The 19,215-nt window shown below is 73.5% G+C and carries 15 protein-coding genes; 6 read left to right on the forward strand and 9 right to left on the reverse strand.

Features of this window, described 5'->3' with window-relative positions; genetic code table 11:
• Positions 1 to 234: 234 nt before the first annotated feature.
• Positions 235 to 924, forward strand: a complete 690-nt coding sequence (locus KV205_RS07815) for a CBS domain-containing protein (RefSeq protein ID WP_265863315.1) — start codon at positions 235 to 237, stop codon at positions 922 to 924.
• Positions 925 to 962: 38 nt separating this feature from the next.
• On the opposite strand, the gene fdhF is transcribed toward KV205_RS07815, so the two are convergent.
• The 3 genes from fdhF to KV205_RS07830 all read right to left on the reverse strand — a co-directional run bounded on the left by fdhF (position 963) and on the right by KV205_RS07830 (position 5,577).
• Positions 963 to 3,698, reverse strand: a complete 2,736-nt coding sequence (fdhF, locus tag KV205_RS07820) for a formate dehydrogenase subunit alpha (protein WP_265863316.1) — start codon at positions 3,696 to 3,698, stop codon at positions 963 to 965.
• Positions 3,695 to 5,302, reverse strand: coding sequence for an NAD(P)H-dependent oxidoreductase subunit E (locus KV205_RS07825; protein ID WP_265863317.1), 1,608 nt, complete (start codon positions 5,300 to 5,302; stop codon positions 3,695 to 3,697). The genes fdhF and KV205_RS07825 overlap by 4 nt, the downstream gene beginning before the upstream one ends.
• 131 nt (positions 5,303 to 5,433) lie before the next feature.
• Positions 5,434 to 5,577 carry an SHOCT domain-containing protein gene (locus KV205_RS07830; RefSeq protein WP_374214652.1) on the reverse strand — a complete coding sequence of 48 codons (144 nt, stop codon included), beginning with the start codon at positions 5,575 to 5,577 and terminating at the stop codon, positions 5,434 to 5,436.
• A gap of 110 nt (positions 5,578 to 5,687) precedes the next feature.
• Between KV205_RS07830 and KV205_RS07835 the strand changes: the two genes are divergently transcribed.
• Together KV205_RS07835 and KV205_RS07840 are read left to right on the forward strand one after the other, a co-directional pair.
• The gene (locus KV205_RS07835) at positions 5,688 to 6,425 is read left to right on the forward strand and encodes an ABC transporter ATP-binding protein (protein ID WP_265863319.1); all 738 of its coding nucleotides are present in this window, start codon (positions 5,688 to 5,690) and stop codon (positions 6,423 to 6,425) included.
• A 2-nt stretch (positions 6,426 to 6,427) separates the two neighbouring features.
• Positions 6,428 to 9,364 (forward strand): ABC transporter permease, encoded by a 2,937-nt coding sequence (locus KV205_RS07840; RefSeq protein ID WP_265863321.1) that lies wholly within the window; start codon positions 6,428 to 6,430, stop codon positions 9,362 to 9,364.
• Between the two features lie 200 nt (positions 9,365 to 9,564).
• Here the strand turns inward: KV205_RS07840 and KV205_RS07845 are convergent, their stop codons facing one another.
• Positions 9,565 to 10,479, reverse strand: a complete 915-nt coding sequence (locus KV205_RS07845; protein WP_265863323.1) for a pirin family protein — start codon at positions 10,477 to 10,479, stop codon at positions 9,565 to 9,567.
• 130 nt (positions 10,480 to 10,609) lie between these two features.
• Between KV205_RS07845 and KV205_RS07850 the strand changes: the two genes are divergently transcribed.
• Positions 10,610 to 11,080 carry a carboxymuconolactone decarboxylase family protein gene (locus KV205_RS07850; protein ID WP_265863324.1) on the forward strand — a complete coding sequence of 157 codons (471 nt, stop codon included), beginning with the start codon at positions 10,610 to 10,612 and terminating at the stop codon, positions 11,078 to 11,080.
• A 10-nt stretch (positions 11,081 to 11,090) separates the two neighbouring features.
• Here KV205_RS07850 and KV205_RS07855 read toward each other — a convergent pair whose 3' ends face one another.
• The 5 genes from KV205_RS07855 to KV205_RS07875 all read right to left on the reverse strand — a co-directional run bounded on the left by KV205_RS07855 (position 11,091) and on the right by KV205_RS07875 (position 17,321).
• Positions 11,091 to 11,825, reverse strand: coding sequence for a YoaK family protein (locus KV205_RS07855; RefSeq protein WP_265863326.1), 735 nt, complete (start codon positions 11,823 to 11,825; stop codon positions 11,091 to 11,093).
• Between the two features lie 80 nt (positions 11,826 to 11,905).
• The gene (locus KV205_RS07860; RefSeq protein WP_265863327.1) at positions 11,906 to 13,621 is read right to left on the reverse strand and encodes a serine/threonine-protein kinase; all 1,716 of its coding nucleotides are present in this window, start codon (positions 13,619 to 13,621) and stop codon (positions 11,906 to 11,908) included.
• A gap of 61 nt (positions 13,622 to 13,682) precedes the next feature.
• Positions 13,683 to 14,999, reverse strand: coding sequence for a radical SAM protein (locus KV205_RS07865; protein ID WP_265863328.1), 1,317 nt, complete (start codon positions 14,997 to 14,999; stop codon positions 13,683 to 13,685).
• A 175-nt stretch (positions 15,000 to 15,174) separates the two neighbouring features.
• Positions 15,175 to 16,101: an AAA family ATPase gene (locus tag KV205_RS07870; RefSeq protein ID WP_265863330.1), complete on the reverse strand. Its 927-nt coding sequence runs from the start codon at positions 16,099 to 16,101 to the stop codon at positions 15,175 to 15,177.
• A gap of 2 nt (positions 16,102 to 16,103) precedes the next feature.
• Positions 16,104 to 17,321 (reverse strand): RNA ligase, encoded by a 1,218-nt coding sequence (locus KV205_RS07875; RefSeq protein ID WP_265863332.1) that lies wholly within the window; start codon positions 17,319 to 17,321, stop codon positions 16,104 to 16,106.
• Between the two features lie 330 nt (positions 17,322 to 17,651).
• On the opposite strand from KV205_RS07875, the gene KV205_RS07880 reads away from it, so the two are divergent.
• On the forward strand, positions 17,652 to 17,855 hold the full coding sequence (locus KV205_RS07880) for a hypothetical protein (RefSeq protein ID WP_265863711.1): 204 nt from the start codon (positions 17,652 to 17,654) through the stop codon (positions 17,853 to 17,855).
• Between the two features lie 70 nt (positions 17,856 to 17,925).
• Positions 17,926 to 19,215, forward strand: coding sequence for an amidohydrolase (locus KV205_RS07885; protein ID WP_374214641.1), 1,290 nt, complete (start codon positions 17,926 to 17,928; stop codon positions 19,213 to 19,215).

Genomic DNA, 19,215 nt, shown 5'->3' on the forward strand with positions numbered 1-19,215 from the left:
GGTCGCCCGCGCGGTGCGGGCCGTGGAGGGCGTCGTCGACGTCCGCATGGATCTCGGTGCCCCTTGAGACGCTCCGTGACGGGCAATGTCTCGGTCTCGCTTCGGGACCCGGTGGCGGCGAAGCCGCCCGAGGACGAGCGGCTGCGGTGCTGTCCGAGCGTGAGGGGTCCGTACTCGAACTGATCGGCGCCTGGTGGCCGGGGCGGGTGCGTCCGCGCAGGAAAGGAGCGGGTGATGCGACACCGCAGGATCGACAAGCTGATGACCCGTGAGGTGGTGAGCGTCCGCGGCGACGCGCCGTTCAAGGAGATCGTGCGGGTGCTGTCGCAGCATCGAGTCACCGCGCTGCCGGTGGTGGACGGGGAGAACCGGGTGATCGGAGTCGTGTCGGAGGGCGATCTGATGCGGAAGACGGCCGACCGGGCCATCACCTCGGGAGACTTGCCGGGCGTGCCGGGGCTCGAGGCGTGGGAGCGCGCGAAGGCCGAGGGAACGCGCGCGGAGGACCTGATGTCCGCACCCGCCGTGTGCGCCCGCCCCGACTGGACCGTGGCGGAGGCGGCCCGGCTCATGGAGGTCCAAGGGATCAAGCGGCTCGTCGTCGTCGACGGCGACGACCGCCTGGTGGGCATCGTGAGCCGCCGCGACCTCCTGAGCATCTTCCTCCGCCAGGACGACGACATCCGCCGGGAGATCGTCGAGGACGTGCTCGGCGCCACTCTGCGTCTCGACCCGGCCTCGCTCACGGTCGACGTGCGTGACGGGCGGGTCGGCCTCACGGGGAAGCTGCGCTTCCGCGGCATGATCCCGGCCGTCGAGCGCATGTGCGCGACGGTCGACGGAGTGGTCTCGGTCTCCTCGACCCGTCTCACCTACGACATCGACGACACCGACGACACCGCACAAGGAGGTGGACGATCATGACCCGGCGCACCAGGGGTTCGGCAACGGGCCGCAGTCAGTCACCGGTCGTTCTCGTCCCCCACGGCTGACCTCGGGGCCGACGAGTCGTGGGATGAGGCCGGCCGCAGCCGTACCGCCGTGACCTTGTACTCCGGACACGAGGTCACGGTGTCGGCGTGCTCCGAGGTGAGGGAGTTGACGCCGCTGGCCGGGAAGTGGAAGGCGCAGAAGACCTGTCCCGGAGCGAGTTCCGTGCCGATGCGGGCGATGAGTCGCGCCTGTCCGTGGCGGCTCTCGACGGTGACAGGGGTGCCGTCCCGCAGTCCGTAGCGTGCGGCATCCTCGGGATGCAGGTCCAGGCGGTCGTGCGCGTCGAGGAGGAGGTTGCCGCCGCGCCGGGTCATGCTTCCGGAATTGTAGTGGGCCCAGCGGCGCCCCGTGACGAGCACCAGCGGATAGTCCTGGTCCGGCTCCTCGCCGGGCGGCAGGTAGGGGGCCGCCGACAGGTGCGCGCGCCCGCCGGGAGTAGCGAACTCCGTGCCGTACAAGGTGCGTTCGCCCGGCTGGTCCGGTGCGGGGCAGGGCCAGGGCACGGCCCCCTCCCGGTCGATCCGCTCGTGCGAGAGACCGGCGAAGAGAGGTGTCACACGTCCGCACTCGGCGAGAGCCGCCGCCGGGGTGGGGCACCCCAGGTCGGCACCGAGGGCATCGGCGACGGCGTGCACCACCTCGAAGTCGGAGCGCGCCGTTCCAGGCGGGTTCACCGCCTGCCGTACGCGCTGGAAGCGGCGGTCGAAGTTGACGAAGGTCCCGTCCTTCTCCAGCCACGAGGCCACGGGCAGGACGACATCCGCATGCCGGGCGGTCTCGCTGAGGAAGAGCTCGTTGACGACGACCAGCGGACAGGCGTCAAGGGCCTCCGCGACCCGCCGGCTGTCGGGATCGGTCGCGCACACGTCCTCGCCGATGACCCACAGCGCCCGCAGCCTGCCATCCCGGGCCGCCGCGAACATCTCGGGGATGCGCATCCCGGGCCGCTCGGGGACCGGACGCCCCCACACCGCCTCGGCGCGGGCACGGGCCTCCGGGTCGGTGACACGGCCGTAGCCCGGCAGCAGATCGGGCAGGGCGCCCATGTCGGACGCGCCTTGGACGTTGTTCTGGCCGCGCAGGGGGCTGATGCCGAACCCGCGGCCGGTGCCTCCGACGGCGCCGCGCAGGATGGGCAGGTTAGCCAGGGTCCGGACGCCGTCGGTGCCGTGCAGGTGCTCGGTGACGCCGAGCCCGTACAGGACGGCGGGGCGCTCCGCGCGACCGTAGAGCCGGGCGGCCTTCCTGATGTCGTCGGCGGGGACGCCGGTGATCTCGGCTACCCGCCCGGGCGGGTAGCCAGCCAGCAGGTCGTTGAGTTCGTCCAGCCCGGTGGCGCGTTCGCGGAGGAAGCCCCGGTCGGTCATGCCTTCGTCGACGAGGACGTGGGCAAGGCCGTGGAAGAGCGCGACGTTCGTACCGGGGCGCGGACGCAGGTGCAGGTCGGCATGGCGGGCGAGTCCGACGGTTCGAGGATCGGCCACGATCAGGGAGGCGCCTGAGAGCGCCCGCTGGAGGAGGCGGGCGCCGACGACGGGGTGGGCTTCGACGGGGTTGGCGCCGACGACCAGGAGGCAGTCGGCGGTCTCGACGTCGTCGAAGGGGTCGGTGCCGCCGGCGCGTCCGAAGGAGGCGGTGAGGCCGGCGGCGGAAGGGGCGTGGCAGAGGCGGGAGCAGTTGTCGACGTTGTTGGTGCCGATGACGGTCCGCAGGAACTTCTGGACGAGGTAGTTCTCCTCGTTGGTGGCACGGGCGGAGGAGATCGCGGCGACCGCGTCGGGGCCGCCGTCACGGACGGCCGCGCGCAGACCGTCGGCGATCCGGTCCACGGCCTCCGCCCAGCTCGCGGGCCGCAGGACCCCGTTCTCACGGAGCAGGGGCTCGGTGAGGCGCTCGGCGGAGCCGAGGTATCCGTACGCGAAGCGGCCCTTGACGCAGGCGTGGCCCCGGTTGACGGGGCCGTCCCCGGCGGGGAGCACGGCGGCGACGCGGTCCTCGCGGACGACGACGTCGAGGGTGCAGCCGACTCCGCAGTAGCCGCAGGTGGTGCGCACGCGGTCTGCGGGTGTCTGCCGGGAGGTGAGGCCCTGGCCGGGTCCGGGCTGGGTGATCGCCCCCGTGGGGCAGGTGTCGACGCAGCCGCCGCAGGACACGCAGTCGGATTCGGCCCAGGGGCCGCCGGTTCCCGGGGCGACGACCGTGTCGGCGCCGCGCCCGGTGAGGGTGAGCGCGAACGTGCCCTGGACGTCGGAGCACATCCGGACGCAGCGGCCGCACGCGATGCACAGGTCGCGGTCGAGGTGGACGTACGGGTGGCTCTCGTCCCGCCCGCGCGTGGAGCCGCCGGCGGCCGTGTCCGCCGGTATCCCCAAGGCCCGGCAGGTCTCGGCCAGTTCACTGTGCGCGCTGTCGGCGAGTGCGTGTGGCGGGAGCGCCGAGGCGATCAGGGCGACCGCGTCCCGGCGCAGGTTCCGCAGGCCCTCGTCGGCGGTGTCGACGGTGAGGTCCGCGGTCGCGGGTGTGACGCAGGCGGCGACGGTCCGGCCGTCGGCGCGGACCAGGCAGGTCCGGCAGGAGCCGGCCGGCCGGAGGCGGTCGTCGTGGCAGAGGGCGGGCAGGTCGGTTCCGGCCGCACGTACCGCGTCGAGCAGTGAGGCCCCGGCGGGCAGTTCGACCGGAACGCCGTCGACCTGGAGCCGGGTCATCGGTCCCAACCTTCCAGGGCCGGCCCGAAGGCGCGGGCGAGGCTGCGGACGGCGGCGGGGACTCGGCGGCCGAAGGCGCAGAGGCTCGCCTCGCCCATCACCCGTGCCAGTCGCTCGTAGGTCTCCCCCGGTCCGCCCCGGTCCCGCGCGAGTCCGAGCCCTCGCCGGGTGCCGAGTCGGCAGGGCGAGCAGGCTCCGCAGCTCTCGTCGGCGGCGAACTCCCAGATGTGGCACATGAGTTCGCGAGGATCGGTGTCGGCGTCGAAGGCGACCGTGCCGCCGTGGCCGAGGGCGGCGCCGTGCTCGGCGAGCGCCGCCGTGGTGAGCGGGACATCGAGGGCGGTCCCGGCGAGGAAGCCGCCGAGGGGTCCGCCGATCTGGAGGGCCACGAGCTCGCGCCCGTCCTTGAGACCACCGCCGAACCGGGTGACGACCTCGTCCACGGGAGTGCCGAGTTCGACCTCGTACGCCCCCGGCCGTGCGAAGCGCTCGGACAGGCACACCAGTTTGGTGCCGGTCTCGTCCGGCACGCCGCGTCGGGCGTAGGACGCTCCGCCGTGGGCGACGATCCAGGGCACGGCTGCCAGCGTCTCCACGTTGTTGACCACGGTCGGCCTGTCCCACAGGCCGTGGTCCGTGGGGTAGGGCGGCCGGGGGCGCGCACAGCCGCGACCGCCTTCGAGGCGGGCGATGAGGGCGGTCTCCTCGCCGGAGACGTAGGAACCCGCTCCTTCGACGACCTCGACGAACGGCCGCGGACCGGCCGCCCCGGCCGAGGGAGCCAGGTCGCCGGCCTCCGTCGCACGTTCCACCGCCCGGTGCAGCCGGGCCATGGCCCTCGGATACTCGGAGCGCACCAGGACGGTCCCGCGCCGGGCGCCGCAGGCGAAGCAGGCCAGGGCGAGTCCCGCGAGGACGCGCTCGGGGTCCTCCTCCATGAGCAGCCGATCGGCGTACGAGCCCGGGTCGCCCTCGTCCCCGTTGGCGACGACGACCGCGCCCGGCCTCCCCGCAGCCGCGGCCCACTTGTCGGCCACCGGGAAACCGGCGCCGCCCCGCCCACGGAGTCCCGAGGCGGCGGTCTCCCGCCGTACGTCGTCGGGCCGCAGTCCGGCCACCGCCCGGCGCCACACGTCCCAGGCGTCCTGACCTCCCACGATCCCGGCGAGCAGGACGGGCGCCCCCGTGGTGTCGGCCGCGGGGATGCCCGGCGCGCGCGGTTCCGTCCGCCCGCGGAGCTGGTCGGCCAGGTCCGGGCCCGTACGGGGCAGGGTGCCGTCGAGGGCGGCGGGGCCCGCGTAGCAGTAGCCGAGGCAGTGCACGGTCTGCAGCGAGGTCGAGCCCGCCTCGTCGACCGTGCCCGCCACCACGCCGAGAGCGCGCTCCACCTCCGCCAGATGCTCCCCGCGCCGCGCGGCGAAGCACGCCGTCGCCGTGCACACCCGCACATGCCGCTCGCCGCGCGGGGCGGCGAGATCGGCGAAGAAGGTGGCGGGGCCGAGCCCCGCGGCGGCCGGGAGTCCGGCTGCCGCCGCGACCTGGGGCGCCCACTCCTCGGGTCCTTCGGCGGTGCCCGCCCTGACCCGTTCCAGCGCGGCGGGCAACAGCCCTCCGCGCCCTCCGTGCCGAGCGGTCAGCTCACGGAGCGCGTCGGGGCGTCTGCCCGGCTGCCCGGGCGTCCGACCGGCCATGGTCCCATGGTGAGCGGCCGCACCCGCGCCCGCATCCCGACCGGTCACGGTCCCGCGCTGCGCAAGGCGGTCAGGCGCCGGCGGTACTCCTCCTCGTCGATCTCACCGCGCGCCAGCCGCTCGCCCAGGATCTGCTCGGCCGACGCCGCGGGGCCGAAACCCCGAGGCCGTCCCGCGGCGCGGTCCAGTGAGCGGAAGAGTCAGTCCTCCCGGCGGCCCGGCGATTGGGCCCTTCGGCCCCCTGTCGGGCCTGGGTGGCCGTAGCGCAGCGCTTCCTCCGGAGGTTGGGATGGAGACCATGAACAGCGAACGGGCACTCCTCGTCGCCACCGGGGTACGCAAGATCTACCGGACGGGCTCCGTCGCGGTCACCGCCCTGCTCGACCTGGACCTCCTCGTACGCCGCGGCGAGATGGTCGGGGTCATGGGTCCGTCCGGTTCCGGAAAGACCACCCTGTTGAACTGCCTGTCCGGCCTGGACGACATCGACGGCGGCCGGGTGGAGGTCGACGGTCACGACCTGTTCGCCATGTCGGACGCCGCGCGCACGGAGCACCGGGCCCACACCATGGGCTTCGTCTTCCAGGCGTTCAACCTCATCCCCGTCTTCTCCGCCGTGGAGAACGTCGAACTGCCCCTGCTGCTCGTGGGCACCCGGCCGCGCGAGGCGCGCCGCAGGGCCCTGGACATGCTCGACCGGGTGGGCCTCGGTCACCGGGTCGAGCACCGGCCGAGCGAGATGTCCGGCGGTGAACAGCAGCGGGTGACCATCGCCCGCGCCCTCGCCGGACGCCCGGCCATCGTCTGGGCGGACGAGCCGACGGGCAACCTGGACAGCGCGATGGCGGACCAGGTCATGGACCTGCTGTGCGAGCTCAACCAGGACGAGGGCCAGACGATCGTCCTGGTCACGCACGACAGCGCCATCGGCGCGCGCGTCCCCCGGCTGATCCGGATGCGCGACGGGCAGCTGGTCGACGACGTCCGCCAGGCCGTCACCGCTCCGGCCGCGATCCGTGACCTCCCCATGGGCTGACCATGTACCCGAACCTCCTCATCCCGCTGCTCGGCGCCCTCGCGCTCGCCCTCGCGGCCCTGTTGCTGGTGGCCGTCCGGCAGCCGGTGTCACGACGGCTGGCCTTCCGGCAGGTCGCCCGCCGGCGCACCGAGGCAGCGCTGGTGATCGGCGGATCGATGCTCGGCACGGCCATCGTCATCGGTGCCCTGGTCGTCGGTGACACTTTGAACTTCTCCGTGCGCCAGGAGGCGTACCGCACTCTGGGGCCGGTGGACGAGCGCGTCGTCGCACCCCCTGGACCGACCGGGCGCGTCGTCACGGAACGGCTGGCCGGCCTGGTCGGCGATCCCGATGTCGACGGTGTTCTGAACGCCGGGGCCGCGCAGGCATCCGCCGTCAGCGGTGCCGGTGGCCGCAAGGTCGCCGAGCCGCGGGTCCTGGCCTGGCAGATGGACTTCGGCGAGGCCTCGCGGTTCGGCGCGCCGGGTGGCGACTCCGGTCTCGGCGGACCGAACCCGGAGCCCGGTCAGGTCGTGGTCAACGAGCCGCTGGCCCGGTCCCTGAGCGTGGGAGCCGGTGACCCGGTCACGGTGTACCTGTTCGGCGCACCCCGGACGTACCGGGTCGAGCGTGTGGTCCCGGAGCAGGGCCTCGCCGGTGTGGGTCTCGGCGGCAGGCTGAACCGCGACGTCTTCCTGCCGCCGCAGGCCCTGGACGCCGCCGCCCGGGCCGCAGGCACGGAGCCGCGCTCGGTCACCTTCGTGTCCAACCGGGGCGGCGTCGAGAGCGGCGAGGCCCTGACCGAACAGGTGACCGCCGACATCCGGCAGGCTCTGGGCCCGCTCTCCGGCCAGACGGCGATCGACACTCCGAAGCACACCGTGCTGCGGGACGCCAAGCAGGCCGGGGACTCCCTCGGAGCCCTGTTCCTCATGATCGGCAGTTTCAGCATCATCGCGGGCGCCCTGCTGCTGGTGAACATCTTCGTGATGCTCGGCGAGGAGCGGAAGTCCCAGATGGGCATGGTGCGGGCCGTGGGGATGAAGCGCTCGCGGCTGGTCAGGTCCTTCACCCTCGAAGGGGCGACGTACGCGTTGCTGTCCGCGCTGCCGGGCGTGGCCGTCGGGGTCGCGGTCGGCTGGGGTGTCGCCGTGGTGGCGGCGCAGATCTTCCAGGGCTGGTCGGTCGGCGGCAGCAGCATCCGCATCGCCTTCGCCATCACACCCACCAGCGTCCTCAACGGACTGGCCATGGGCCTGCTCATCGCCTTCGCGGCGATCCTCGCGACCAGCGTCCGCATCAGCAGGTTCAACATCATCGCCGCCATCCGCGACCTTCCCGCCACGCCCGGACAGGGTCCACGCCGCCGTCTGCTCGCGGTCTCCACCACCCTGGCCGTCCTGTGCGCGTTCGTGGCCGTCCCGGCCGTGGCACGCAGCCAGCCCGACGCGACGTACCTCATGCCGGCGCTCGCCCTCGCCTTCGCCGCTCCGGCGCTGCTGCGCGTCCTTCCCCGTCACACGGTCACCACCCTGGTCGCCGGGACCGTGCTGGCCTGGACGCTGCTGGCGCCCGTCATACGTCCCCGGGTCTTCGACACGCCGTCGATGTCCGTGTACGTCATCCAGGGCGCCCTGGCCGCCTTCTCCGCCGTGGTGCTCGTCAGCGACAACCAGAAGACCCTGCTCCGCCCCGTACGGCGGCTCCTCCGGCGGCCGACGGAAGGCGGCCTCGCGGCGCGGCTCGCCGTCGCGTACCCCTTGGCCAAGCGCTTCAGGACCGGCGCGACGCTGGTGATGTACACGCTGATCGTGTTCGTCCTGGTGCTCCTGACGGAGATCTCGGGCATTCTCCGCGCCGGCGTCGACGGCGTCGTCGCCGATGCCACCGCCGGATACTCCCTTCGGCTGGACTACAACCCGGAGGTCGCCGGCGATCGACTCGTCTCCGATCTGCGGGCCGGCCCTTCGGCCGCCGGGATCTCCGCCGTGACACCGTTGCTCAACGCCACGGGGCGGGCCACCGATCCGGGTGGCCGCGGCCCTCAGCCCCTGGACACCGCTGTCGTCGGCGTACCCGACGGGGCGATCACCGGCATCACGTTCCGCGAGCGGCTGCCCGGCCTGGCCGACGACCCCGCGGTATGGCGGGCCCTGGCTTCCGACCCCCGCTACGTCGTGCTCGACGGCTTCTTCGGCAGCACCGGCGGCCCGGCCGGCGACTATTACGACCCCGGGGACACCCTCACGCTGACGGATCCCCGGACGGGCCGCGGCGAACAGAAGGTCATCGCCGGCGTGCTCAGCAACGGCATGGTCTTCTACCCGGGCACCGGCGCGAGTTCCACCACCTACCCGGTCGTGATGAGCGAGCGGGCCACGCACGAACTCTTCGGCGACCAGGCACAGAACGCCTCCGCACTGGTGAGAACCAGCCCTGGCACCGCACCCGACGCGTTGGCGACCCGACTGCAGGGCGAGCAGCTGTCGTCCAGCCTGGTCGCCACGCCCATCGAGTCGGACATCCGCCGCCAGTTCGACTCCAGCACCGCCTTCTTCCGCCTCATGCAGGGCTTCCTCGTCCTCGGCCTCGGCGTGGGCATCACCGGTCTCGGTGTCGTCATGGTCCGAGCCGTACGCGAACGCCGCCGCACCATCGGAATCCTCCGGGCCCTCGGCTTCCGGGCGCGGACCGTCCAGCGGTCCTTCCTGGGGGAGAGCGCCTTCGTCGCGGTGGAGGGAATCGTGCTCGGATCCCTGCTGGGCGTGCTGACGACCTGGCTGATGTACCGGAACAGCGCCGCGTTCGAGGGCCTCGAAGGCGGGTTCCCCGTCGAATGGGCCGGCGTCGGCGGCCTGGCGGCAGCCACCTTCGTCGCGTCGCTCCTGGCCACGATCGGACCGGCACGCCGCGCGGCCGCCATCCGCCCGGCCCTGGCGGTCCGCGTCACCGAATGACGGGCAACCCGGGACAGCTCATCCGGCCAACCCAAACGGGGACCACTGCGAACTCACCGCTCCGCGCCGGGAGCCCGGTACCGGACTTGCCCGGCTCTGCCCAGGGCATCCAGTGTTTCATCGACGGTCGGGGCCCGCTGATCCCCCGAACAGCGGGCACGATGCCTTGAGCCGACACGACGGACGCCCGCCTTCCCAGGTCAGTGTGGGTTGCGGCGGCTCTTGAGCGGGGTCGTGGGGAGTTCGGGGGCCGGGAGGCGGTCGCCCGGGTAGCCGTGGACCTCGCCGAAGCGGGTGCCGGTCATCCAGTCCTCCCTCGCCTGGCGGATCTCGGCGTCGGTGCGGGCGATGAAGTTCCACCACATGATGATCTCCTCGCCGAAGGGGGTGCCGCCGAGGAGGACGGCGCGGGCGCGGTGCGGGGAGGTGTTGGTGAGGGTGAGGGAGGTGCGGCCGGGGGCCGTGTAGCCGAGTTCGGTGGGGTGGAGGACGGTGGCGTCGAGGCGGATGTCGCCCTCGTCGACGAGGAGGCCGTGCTCGAAGGCGGGGTCGGTGTCAAGGGTGACGGTGGCGCCGGGGTCGAGGAGGAGTTCGGCGCCGAGCAGCGGGGTGAAGGTGCGGACCGGGGAGGTGTCGCCGGCCAGGGTGCCGAGGAAGACCCGGAGTTCGGCGCCGTCGACATGGACCGGCTTCGGGGCGTGGTGCTGGAAGGCGCGCGGGGTGTGGCGGTGGGCGTCGGGGAGGGCGAGCCAGAGCTGGACACCGTGCAGGACGCTGGTGTCGGAGGTGGAGACCTCGGAGTGGCTGATGCCGTGGCCGCCGGTCATGAGGTTGATCTCGCCCGGGCGGACGTACGCGTGGGTGCCCAGGCTGTCGCGGTGCTCGATCTCGCCGGTGAACAGCCAGCTGACGGTCTGCAGCCCGGTGTGCGGGTGCGGGGCGACGTCCATGCCGCCGGACACGGCCACCCGGTCGGGGCCGTAGTGGTCCGCGAAGCACCACGCGCCGATGAGGGTGCGCGACCGCTGCGGCAGGGTCCGTCGTACGGTCATGGCGCGCGGGCCGCCCAGCGGGACGTCCCGGGCGGTGAGGACCTCGACCTCGTTGGCACCCATTCCCGACCCCTCTCACCGGTCTCACCGGTCTCACCGAACAAGATAGTTTCTGATTCAACAATCATGGGCGATAATAGTCCCGAGGACAACCCGGGACAACGGTCCCGGGACGACGGCGAAGGAGCAGACCGTGAGCGAGCAGCGGGTGTACGTCGACAAGCAGAGCCCCGCCGCCTACCAGGCGCTCGTGAAGACGGCCGAGGCCGTCCGGACGACCGCCGCCGAAGCGGGCCTCGACCGCGTTCTGGTGGAGCTGGTGAACCTGCGGGTCTCGCAGCTCAACGGCTGCGCGTACTGCCTGGACGTGCACACCCGCGCCGCGCTCCGCGCCGGCGAGACCACCCGCCGGATCGGCGTCCTCGCCGCCTGGCGCGACACCGAGCTCTTCACCGCGCGCGAGCGCGCCGCGCTCGCCCTCGCGGAGGCGACCACCCACCCGGCGGACGCCCTCGCCCAGGAGCACGCCTACGCCGAGGCGCGGGAGGCGCTGACCGAGAACGAGCTGTCCGCGGTGATCTGGGTGGCCATCACCATCAACGCCTTCAACCGGGTCTCGATCCTCAGCAAGCACCCGGTACGGGACACCCCCGTCCGCCGCTAGGCCGCTCTCGCTAGGGGGCGGTCGCCCACACCGCGTCCGGGGTCGAGAGCCGCCACAGCACGGCAGCGGCCGTCGCAAGCAGGCCGAGGCCCACGCCGAGGACCAGCGGAATGCCGGAGCCGAACAGGAGCAGACCGCCCGTCAGTCCGCCGAGGCCCAGGGCGAGCACGGACAGGACGCGGCGGCCGCGACGGTGGGTCGCTCCGCCCACGTCGGCGGTGTCCGCCACCAGACCGGTCAGGGTCTGGTTCACCACGGTCGTGGTCTCGTCCGGGACGCCGAGCCGGCGGGCGACCGCGTTCTGCAGGCCCATGGCGAGGCCGAGCGGCACGATCACCAGGAAGCGGGCGGGCCGCCCCTCCAGGCTGCCGACCACCACGGACACCACGAGCGCCGCGGCGAAGAGCGCGGCCTGCACGGTCATCGCCCCGGCGATCAGGCGCCCGCGGTGCGCGGCGAGCCGCCCCCCGAAACGCCCGCCGGCCGCCGCCCCGGTGACGAAGGCGGCGAGCGACACGCCGGAGGCGAGGACGGAGTGGCCCTGGGCACCGGCCAGCGCGAAGCCGAGGAACACCACGTTGCCCGTCATGTTGGCGACGAAGACGTGCCCGAGGCCCAGATAGCTGACCGCGTCCACCAGGCCGGTCAGCACCGTCAGGGCGAGGAGCAGCGGGGGCAGCGGGCCGTGCCGGTCCCCCTTCGGGGGGACCAGCGCGCGGGCCGCGTCCACGAGTAGCGTTCGCATCCTCGTCAGGCTCCTTCCGCGAGGGGGGCGCGGCCCGGCGGCTCCGCGCCCGTCCATGATTCACCGCGGACGGGCCCGGCTCAGTCCGCCGCGTACGTGTCCACGACCTTTCCCTTCTGATCGGCCACCAGATAGCCGGTCGCGTGGTAGGCGTTGAGGAGGTAGAAGCGCATCGAGGGCCGGTCCTCGTTGAAGGTCCAGCGGTCGACGATCACATAGCGCTGCGTGGGGTTCTCGACGTTCAGTTCGCGCTCGCCCCGGGCGATCAGCGCGGGCAGCGTGTCCCAGGACATCGCGGCGACATCGAAGGGCTGCTCGTCCGCGGCGTCGATGGTCCCGCCGGGGCCGGTCTTCGTGACGACGCCGTCGCGGTACGCGTAGTTGTCGTACGTCTTCGCACCCGGCTTGGTCGGGATCTCGGCGGAGGCGTGCTCCTCGTAGACGTTGAACTCCTTCATGGTGGTGGTGCCGGTGGCGTCGCGGAACGCCTTGAGCACCGCCCGGACGTTGGCCGGGGTGAGCAGGCTGCCCTGGGGCGCGGGGGCGGCGGAGCCGGTCGGAGTGGCGGTGGGCGTCCGGGTGGGGGTGCCGGTCGTGCCCCCGCCGGGCGTGCGGGCCGCCGTCGACGGCGTAGAACCGCCCTTGGCGCCGGCGTCCCCGTCGCCGCCGTCGCCGCGGTCGGGCAGCAGCTTCACCACTCCGACCACCACGGCGGTGACGAGCACCGCGGCCCCGGCGACCAGCACGGCCCGGCGGCCGGCCGTGGCGGTGGTACGGGTACGGGGTGGGGCGGCCGGGGCGGTCGGCGCACCCCACGGGGACGGGCCGGGCGCCGGAGCGGGCGCCGGGGTTCCGTAGGCGGGGTGGGCGTACGGCGCCCCGAACCCGGCCGGAGCCGGTACGGGGGCCGGTGCCGGAACAGCGGCCGGTGCCGGAGCCGGGCTCGGGGCCTCGGGCGCCTCGGCCTCCGCGAGCAGCCGGTCCAGGAGCGCGCCGTCCGGCCGGGCCGCCGGGTCGCGCACCAGGACCTGGGCGAGGACCGGGGCCAGCGGCCCGGACCGTACCGGCGCGGGGATCGGGTCGTCGAGCACGGCGACGACCGTGGCCAGGCTGGTGGCGCGGCGCAGCGGGTGGTGGCCCTCGGCCGCCACGTACAGGAGCATGCCGAGGGACCACAGGTCGGAGGCCGGGTTGCCCTCCTCGCCGCGCAGTCGCTCCGGAGCGATGAACTCGGCGGAGCCGATGACGTCGCCGGTGGAGGTGAGCCGCGAGGTGTTCTCGCTGAAGGCGGCGATGCCGAAGTCCGTGAGGACGGCGCTGCCGTCCTCACGGAGCAGCACGTTGGCGGGTTTGACGTCGCGGTGCTGGATGCCGGCGGCGTGGGCGGCGCGCAGCGCGGACAGGACCTGGCGGCCGAGGGTGACGGTCTCGGCGGGCGTCATCGGACCGTCGGCGAGCCGGTCGGCAAGCGAGCGGCCGGAGACCAGCTCCATCACGATCCACGGGTGGGCGCCGTCGCCCGGCTCGACGATGTGATGGATGGTCACGACGTGCGGGTGGGAGAGCCGGGCGAGGGCGCGGGCCTCGCGGAGCGCCCGCTCGCGCAGCTGCGCGGTGAAGCCGGGGCTCGCCTCCTCGACGGCCGGGTCCGGCGGCCGGACCTCCTTCAGGGCGACGTCCCGGTCGAGGGCGATGTCCCGCGCCCGCCACACCGTCCCCATGCCGCCGCTGCCCAGTCGGCCGACCAGCCGGAACCGCCCGTCCACCAGCGGTCTGTCGTCCTCACTCGTTCCCATGGGCGGTCATGCTAAAGCCTGTGCATGACACCGCCCACGTCACCTCTGACGCTTCTCCCGATCAGTCCTCGGCGGGCAGGCTGTCCATGAACGAGCTCACCGAGAAGACCGCGCGGCCGGGGCCGGCCGGGCCGTAGCCGGGGGGCGAGCTCAGGCCGTTGGACTCCATCGTGGCGCGGTAGGCCTCCAGGAGGCGGATGTGGTACTCCAGGGGCGCGCCGGCCGGGTTGGCCTTGCCGAGCGGGGTGGTGGGCTCGGGGCACCAGGTGGTGAAGCGGGGCGTGATGCCGCGCGACATGAAGTACTCCAGGCCCTCCGTCGTGGAGGCGATGGCCTCGTCGACCGTGGTGAAGCCGAAGGGCTCGGCCATCTCCACGCCCGCCACGAAGTTGGGGATGACGTTGCGCGGCCCGAAGACCTCCGCCGAGTCGAGGATCCGGCGGTGCCACTCGTCGCGGCCGACGTAGCGCTCCTTGCCGGGGCAGTACAGCTCGAACAGGCGCTTGTCCCACACCTCGTAGTTGGGGTGGTAGATCTGGATGCCGTAGTCCTTGAAGCGCTGCACGTCGGCCTTGGGCAGCGCCTGGGCGACGACCTTGCCGATCCAGCGGCCGGGGAACCGCTCCTCGATGGCCTGCGCGTACTGCCCGTAGAAGTCGGCCTCGTCCTTGCCGCCGACACGGGAGGTGACGGCGCCGCCGGTGAGGGTGTAGGCGGTGGAGGCGCCGGCCGTGTCGTACTTGTCGATGATCGAGAGCGCCTCCAGCACCTCCTCCACGTCCTTCACGCCCGTGTAGGGGCGGCCGGCGGCCTTGTGCTGGCGCCAGTTGTGGTTGATGTCGCAGTACTGGCACTCCTCCTTGGCCCCGAAGTACTGGCAGACCCGGAAGACCGTCAGATAGATGAGGTAGCCCCACTGGATGGTGGGGGCGACCTCCATCACCGACTTCCCGCTGGAGAGGGTGTGCCGGTAGTACTCCGGCATCGGCGGCAGGCCGACGTCGGCGATCCGGCGCCCGTCGAGGTACAGGCCGAGCATGCCGTCGTCGCCGGCCGCGACGCGGTACGGGGAGGCGGGGTTGACCCGCACCGAGACGACCGTGCGGCGCAGCTCGTACGGGCCGCCGGTGAGGACGATCTCCTCCGGCGGGCGGCGCAGGGCGGCCTGGCCGAGCTCGGGCAGGGTGCGGTGGTCGAAGGAGAAGATGAAGTACGACTTCGGCTTGACCTCGCCGGCCGCCTCGTCGCCCGAGTCGGTGAGGGCCGAGTCGTCGAAGGCGATGCCGCCGCGCAGCAGGTCCTCCTTGATCACCGCCTCCTTCGGGACGTGCGGGAAGCGGTGCATGAGGTCTTCGACCTCGTCGGTGCGGCGGATCATGCGCGAGTACATCTCCTCGGTCGGGCGGTCGGTCGCGAGCCGGTGGGCCGATGACCACCCTAGGACGGCGCCCGGCGGCCCGGCATCCGGCCCCGGTCGCAGACGGCCTCCGCCGCGCGACCGAGACCGGTCCGCGACTCCAGGGCCGCCCGCGACCGGGGGTCACGACCGGTGCTCAGAAGTTGCCGTAGTTGACCTGCCAGGTCGGCAGGCCCATCCGGCGCCACACCGCGACCACCCGGTCGCGGTCGTCGAGCGACACGCGCACCGCGTAACGCGACCGGACGTGCGCGTCGAAGAGCTCGGCCTTGACGAGGTCGTCGGAGCGCCCGTCGTCGCTACCGCGCATCCACAGCTCGTCGTACGGCACCTCGTGGCGGGCGAGCCAGGCCTCGGTGAGCTCCCGGTGGTCCTCGCTGCGCCCGGAGAGCAGCACGATCCGGTCCCGGTGCGCGGCGCGGAAGGCGCGCAGCGCGTCGCGCACGGGCGGGTTGAGCAGATCGAGGTCGCAGCGGGTGAAGTCGTACGGGCCGCGGTCGCCGCGCAGCGCGAGGGTGCCGTCGATGTCGCACAGGACGGCGCTGGGCAGTGCGGGGTCGGGGACGTACGGGGTGACGCCGGGGCGCTCGTTGAGCCAGGCGTCGGTGAGCCGCCAGCCGCCGCGGCGGGCCTTGGTGTGCTTGTCGGCGAGGATCCGGATGATCTCCTCGCCGACCGGCCGCTCGCGGGCGGCGTCGCGGCGCACGCACTCCTCGACGGGCACGTCGGTGAAGTCGTGCACGACGAAGACCGCGTCGCGGCCGGTGAGGGCCGCCTTGAGGCGCCGCGGGATGTGCGGGGTGAGGTGGGTGTTGTCGACGACGACGTCGAAGCCGTCGTCGACGGCGGCGCGGATCGCGGCGTCCTGGATGCCGAGCACGGTCTGCTCGTGGGCGCGGGAGCGGCGGTCGCCGCCGGTGGTGCCGCCGGGCAGGTCGAGCATCCCGCGCAGGTCGTCGAGGTTCACCCGGCGCATCCGGCCCTCGGACCGCTCCTGCAGGGCGCGGGCGGCGGTCGTCTTGCCGGAGGCCGGCAGTCCGGTCATCACATGGACCACGGGCACGGTCAGTTCTCCTCGTCGGTGGCGAACGGGTCGGCGTTCTCGGGGCGCAGCGCGCGCCAGGTCATCAGGTCGGTGCGGCGCCCGTCGAGGCGCAGGAACATCGCGGAGCGCAGCTGCCGGTCGGGCAGTGCGCGCGCCGCGCGGGCGAAGGCGGCGCGGTCGCCGGCGAGGTGCGCGAGCGTGGCGTACGCCGCGTCGACGGCCTGCTCGCGGGCGGCGAACTCGGTCTCCAGGCGCTCGACGACGGACCGCACCCAGGCGTCGAACTCGTCGGGCACCTGCTCCAGGAGCGCGTCGAGCGGGCGGCCGCCGTCGGCGCGGATGCCGCCGAGTTCGGCCATGGACAGGCCGAGGCCGCTCGCCAGGATCTTGGCGGAGGTGCCGGCGAAGCGCTGGATGCCGTGGCCGCGCCAGATGTCGCGCTCGGTGACTCCGGTGACGACCTTGTGCAGCCGCACGTACTCGGCGATCTTCGCCTTGGCGCGGACGCCGGACGCGAAGCGCAGCACGAAGCCCTCGGCGTCGGTGCCGGTGGCGGCGCTGCCGTCGGGCAGCGTGTTCGACGCGGTCAGCTTCAGCAGGGCGTCGAGGTCCATCGGCGGGTGCAGGGTGACGACCGAGCCGATGCCCCGCCAGGCGCCGGCGGCCTCGGCGAGCGGCGTCTCGGTGCCGTCGGGGCCGTAGGCGGCGAGCAGCACGAGGTCGCGGCGGTCGCCGTAGTCCACGACGATCCGGTTCTCCGGGTAGAGGATCTCCATCAGGTACGTGGTGCCCGGGACGAGCGCCGAGGTGTCGGCGGTGTCGAGGCGGCGCTGCGCCCAGGTGGCCTGGGTGCTGGTGAAGGATCCCTTGGAGGCGACGCGCCAGCGGTCCTCGTAGTGGAAGAGGACGCCGAGGCTGCCGTCGACCTTGTCGTACACCTCGAAGGGCTCGTCGGGCAGCGCGGGCGCGTAGGCGCGGCCGTGGGTGTGCTCGGAGACGTTGAAGAACTTGGGCAGCGGCAGGGCGACGACGCGGCCGGTGCGGTCGTCGGCGACGAGGCCGCGGCAGCGGACGGTGACCCGGTTCCAGACGCCCTCGTACTGGCAGGCCCGTGTGTACGTGTAGATGGACAGCGGCAGCTCGGGGTGCGGCTTGCGCGTCACGTGGCCTGCTGCGACCGCCGCCGCCAGTTCGTCCGGCGGCAGCAGCGCGTCGAGAGTCAGGTGCGCCTGGCTCATGGGTTCCCTCCCGTGTTCAAGGAGGCCCATTCTTCTGTGCGCCCGCCGCGCCGACCAGCGAATTAGCGGGCGGGCCGATCTTGCGGCGGGGGCGAGGGATAGGACACATCCCGGCGGCGCGGGCCGGAGCGGACCGCGACCGGTCCGTGACCGATCCGGGACGGCCGGGGCCGCTCGGGGCCTCCGATACCGGTGGAAAAGGGCACGAGCTCCCCTGCCGGGCGGCTGTCCAGGCGGGCGTCCGGCTTCCGGACCCGGCCCCTCGGCCGGGGTGGGGCCCCGTAGACTCGCCGCCCGAAGGACGTCGCAGAAGCCGAGGAAGCGAGCGCAATGAACTACGCGGACACCACCGCCCCGATCTACGCCGAGCTCATACGGGAGCAGGGCGACGTGCCCGGTGAGGTCCGGCGGACCGCCGAAGAGGTGATGCGCGACCTCAGCCGCGTGATCCAGATGCCGCCGGCCGGGCTCGGCCCGAACGGCGGGCAGATGGCTCCGATGGCGCAGGTCTCGCCGATGGCCCCGCTGCAGTAGCCGGCGCTTCCGCTCCTCGCGGGCGCTCATTTGGTATACAAAAAACGGTATACCAAGTGGGCGCCCTTTCGTGTGCGCCCGTGCCGCCCCCGAGCCGAGGAGTCCGCCCGTGCCCTCCCTGTCCTCCCCGACCTCCCGGTCCGCCACGTCCGCCGCGTCTCCTCGCACCGCCACCGTCTTCCGCCGGGTCCGCCCGCTCGGCGGCCCGGTCACGGACCTGGTCGCCGTCGACGGGGTGCTGGTGGACGCCGTACCGGACGGCACCGCGGTCGAGGTGGTCGACGGCGGCGGCCGGATGGCGCTGCCCACTCTGGTCGACTCGCACATCCACCCGGACAAGACCTCGTGGGGCGAGTCCTGGTACAGCCGCCGGGCGGCGCAGGGCATCGCCGGGTTCGTGGCCGGGGACGTGGAGCTGTCCCGGGCGCTGCCCACGCCGGTGGGCGAGCGCGCGTACCGCCTGATGGCCCACGCGGCCGCCCAGGGCACCCGGGCGATGCGGGCGCACGCCGACGTCGCGCCGGCCTTCGGCCTGTCGGGCCTGGCGGGCATCGCCGAGGCGCGCGAGCGGCTGCGCGGCATCGTGGACGTGGAGCTCGTGGCCTTCCCGCAGCACGGCCTGGTCCGGGAGCCGGGCACCCTGGAACTGCTCGCGGAGGCGGCCGAGGGCGGGCTGATCACCCATGTCGGCGGGATCGACCCGGCCGGTTTCGACGCGACCGGGGACGCGAAGGCCGCCGACGGCGACCAGCTGGGCGCGGTCTTCGGGCTCGCCGAACGGCACGGTCTCGGCCTCGACATCCATCTGCACGACCGCGGCGAGACCGGTCTGGTCCCGCTCCGGGACATCGCCGCCCGCACCAAGGCGCTCGGCCTGCGGGGCAGGGTGAGCGTGGCGCACGCCTTCGCGGTCGCCCAGCTGTCCGGCCGCGAGCTCGACGAGACGGCCGACCTGCTCGCGGACGCCGGGGTGTCGCTGACCACGGTCGCGCTGTCCGCCGTCACGATCCTGCCGTTCCGGCGGCTCGCCGAGCGCGGGGTGCGGGTCGGCCTCGGCTCGGACGGGGTGCGGGACAACTGGAGCCCGTTCGGCAACGCCGACATGCTGCACCGGGCGTGGCTGGCCGGCTGGGCCCTCGACGCCCGCCTCGACGAGGACCTCGAGGCCTGCTTCGAGCTGGCCGCGCACGGCGGCGCGGAGCTGCTCGGACTGCCCCGCGCCGACCTGCGGCCGGGCGCGCCCGCCGACTTCATGCTGGTGGAGGGCGAGTGCCTGCCGCAGGCCGTGGTCGACCTGCCGCGCCGTGAGCTCGTGGTGCGGGCGGGCCGGGTGGTGGCCCGCGACGGAGCCCTGGTCTGA

Origin of the sequence: Streptomyces sp. SKN60, from assembly GCF_026236535.1 — a bacterium.
Classification (GTDB): Bacteria; Actinomycetota; Actinomycetes; order Streptomycetales; family Streptomycetaceae; genus Streptomyces.

Coding starts and splice junctions, on each gene's coding strand:
- KV205_RS07860 (WP_265863327.1), bottom strand. CDS start 13,621: ATGGGAACGAGTGAGGACGACAGACCGCTGGTGGACGGGCGGTTCCGG.
- KV205_RS07875 (WP_265863332.1), bottom strand. CDS start 17,321: ATGAGCCAGGCGCACCTGACTCTCGACGCGCTGCTGCCGCCGGACGAA.
- KV205_RS07840 (WP_265863321.1), top strand. CDS start 6,428: ATGTACCCGAACCTCCTCATCCCGCTGCTCGGCGCCCTCGCGCTCGCC.
- KV205_RS07845 (WP_265863323.1), bottom strand. CDS start 10,479: ATGGGTGCCAACGAGGTCGAGGTCCTCACCGCCCGGGACGTCCCGCTG.
- KV205_RS07815 (WP_265863315.1), top strand. CDS start 235: ATGCGACACCGCAGGATCGACAAGCTGATGACCCGTGAGGTGGTGAGC.
- KV205_RS07880 (WP_265863711.1), top strand. CDS start 17,652: ATGAACTACGCGGACACCACCGCCCCGATCTACGCCGAGCTCATACGG.
- KV205_RS07865 (WP_265863328.1), bottom strand. CDS start 14,999: ATGATCCGCCGCACCGACGAGGTCGAAGACCTCATGCACCGCTTCCCG.
- fdhF (WP_265863316.1), bottom strand. CDS start 3,698: ATGACCCGGCTCCAGGTCGACGGCGTTCCGGTCGAACTGCCCGCCGGG.
- KV205_RS07835 (WP_265863319.1), top strand. CDS start 5,688: ATGAACAGCGAACGGGCACTCCTCGTCGCCACCGGGGTACGCAAGATC.
- KV205_RS07855 (WP_265863326.1), bottom strand. CDS start 11,825: ATGCGAACGCTACTCGTGGACGCGGCCCGCGCGCTGGTCCCCCCGAAG.